We start from the raw sequence: 1,581 nt of genomic DNA on the forward strand, positions 1-1,581 counted from the left end.
ATGCGATCGTTAGTATGGATCATGGGGTTTATCCTTGGTTTTGACTTTGGGTTTAGGCACCTTCATCAAAACCGGTAAACCCCTTCTTTTCAAGGAGAGGTGTCAGATTTGGTCTGAACTAATCCAACTTACTAAATCTCAGAGATCAAATACATAAAAAACCACACCCAAAAATATGACCACTATCGCAATCCATATATTCCTTTTGGACTGAATCGCTACTCGATTTTTTTCTTGATCTCCATACACTGACAAGTCGAATACAAATAGCTCCGATACATACACCAAAAACAACAAACATAAAAAACCAAAAAGTAAGATAGTCGCTATTTGCAGCCCCTTTGCCATGAAAATAAATAATAAAGCAAACAAGCCAATAGAAGCACCAAAATAGGCGAGAGACTTTGACACATCGTGTCGCCGAAACTGCTTTTCATCACAATTCCCGCAAGTAAGTGGAAAACTTCTACTGGCAAAAACAGATTTGAAAAAAGCTGTTTTTGCACCACAGCCTGAACATTTATTTCTTATCATTCTAAATCCACCCCTAATTCCCCTTGCACCAACTCAGAGGTATCAACAAAATTTCCTCCGGCTTCCGAAGCCCTCAAAGCCCCTCCTGTAATCGCCATTACATTTAACCCCATTCCAATCACGCCTCCAGTACCCACTATCGTGGCAACCGTAGCTCTTCCTGCAATTTGAGATTGGATAACTGGATCATTCATAACCGCCTGAGTCGCCAATTTGTTTGCCATATCGACTTGCTGAGCAACCTCAGGATCGTTGTTGTAATCGTAGATAGCCCTACCTATGCGCCTTGAGTTTTCGACATTTTGAGCGCAAGCCGAAGAGAAACCTTCACATGCGACACTCCCACCAGTAACCACTGTTCTAACAACATCCTTAGGATAACTGATGGCGCCTTTTACAAAGGCTTTTGTCTGAGCCCACCAACCCGTATCTCTCTTTTGTGTAGCTTGATGAGCCTCATCATTAAAAGCCCGACTAAAAGCTCCAGTAATAGCCCCGTTAGCGAACTTACCTCCTGATGCCACTGAAGCCGTACCGCCCAAAACCGCCGCAGCAATCACCCTCATAACACTTGATTCAGCACCAGCATCAATAAGATCTATCCCTCCTGAGAACGCTTGCACGATACCCGCTGAGGTGAATCCATGTTTGAACCTCCTACCCTGCATTTCGGACATCAGGCCTCCAGCGACCGCATGCGCTAACACCTTCGACGCATGACCCAATCCGTTTAGTCCGGTACCCCAAACACCCTTCGCACCTTTGGCGGCCTGTGCCCAACCCGCACTTTTAAAAGCGCTGCCAATCCCATAGAAAACCATCGCACTGAAAGCCCCAGTGAATGCTCCTTCCATTGTTCCCGTTGTGACAGCTCCCGCTACTGCCCCAGAGAGCATGTAAGCACCAAGACTGTTAGCAACCCCCCCCCAAAAAAGCCGCGCCCGGTAAGAAATAGGAGATTGCAAGGGCCACAACCGGCTTTAATATCTGGTCGCGGAATTTATTCCACGAACTATACCCACTCGGGTCGGTATACATCAGCGGGTT

2 protein-coding genes are annotated in these 1,581 nt (G+C 46.2%); both read right to left on the reverse strand.

Going from position 1 to position 1,581, the window contains the following annotated elements; genetic code table 11:
- Window positions 1–138 precede the first annotated feature (138 nt).
- The gene (locus ABEA58_RS14250; RefSeq protein WP_345552571.1) at window positions 139–534 is read right to left on the reverse strand and encodes a hypothetical protein; all 396 of its coding nucleotides are present in this window, start codon (window positions 532–534) and stop codon (window positions 139–141) included.
- On the reverse strand, window positions 531–1,211 hold the full coding sequence (locus ABEA58_RS14255; RefSeq protein WP_345552573.1) for a hypothetical protein: 681 nt from the start codon (window positions 1,209–1,211) through the stop codon (window positions 531–533). Before ABEA58_RS14255 ends, ABEA58_RS14250 begins: the two co-directional genes overlap by 4 nt.
- Window positions 1,212–1,581 lie beyond the last annotated feature (370 nt).

It is taken from the genome of Microbulbifer aestuariivivens (assembly GCF_039545115.1).
In the GTDB taxonomy this organism is placed as follows: domain Bacteria; phylum Pseudomonadota; class Gammaproteobacteria; order Pseudomonadales; family Cellvibrionaceae; genus Microbulbifer; species Microbulbifer aestuariivivens.

Bases quoted from the DNA above. Each gene is read 5' to 3' on its own strand.
- ABEA58_RS14250 (WP_345552571.1), bottom strand. From the start codon at position 534: ATGATAAGAAATAAATGTTCAGGCTGTGGTGCAAAAACAGCTTTTTTC.
- ABEA58_RS14255 (WP_345552573.1), bottom strand. From the start codon at position 1,211: ATGTCCGAAATGCAGGGTAGGAGGTTCAAACATGGATTCACCTCAGCG.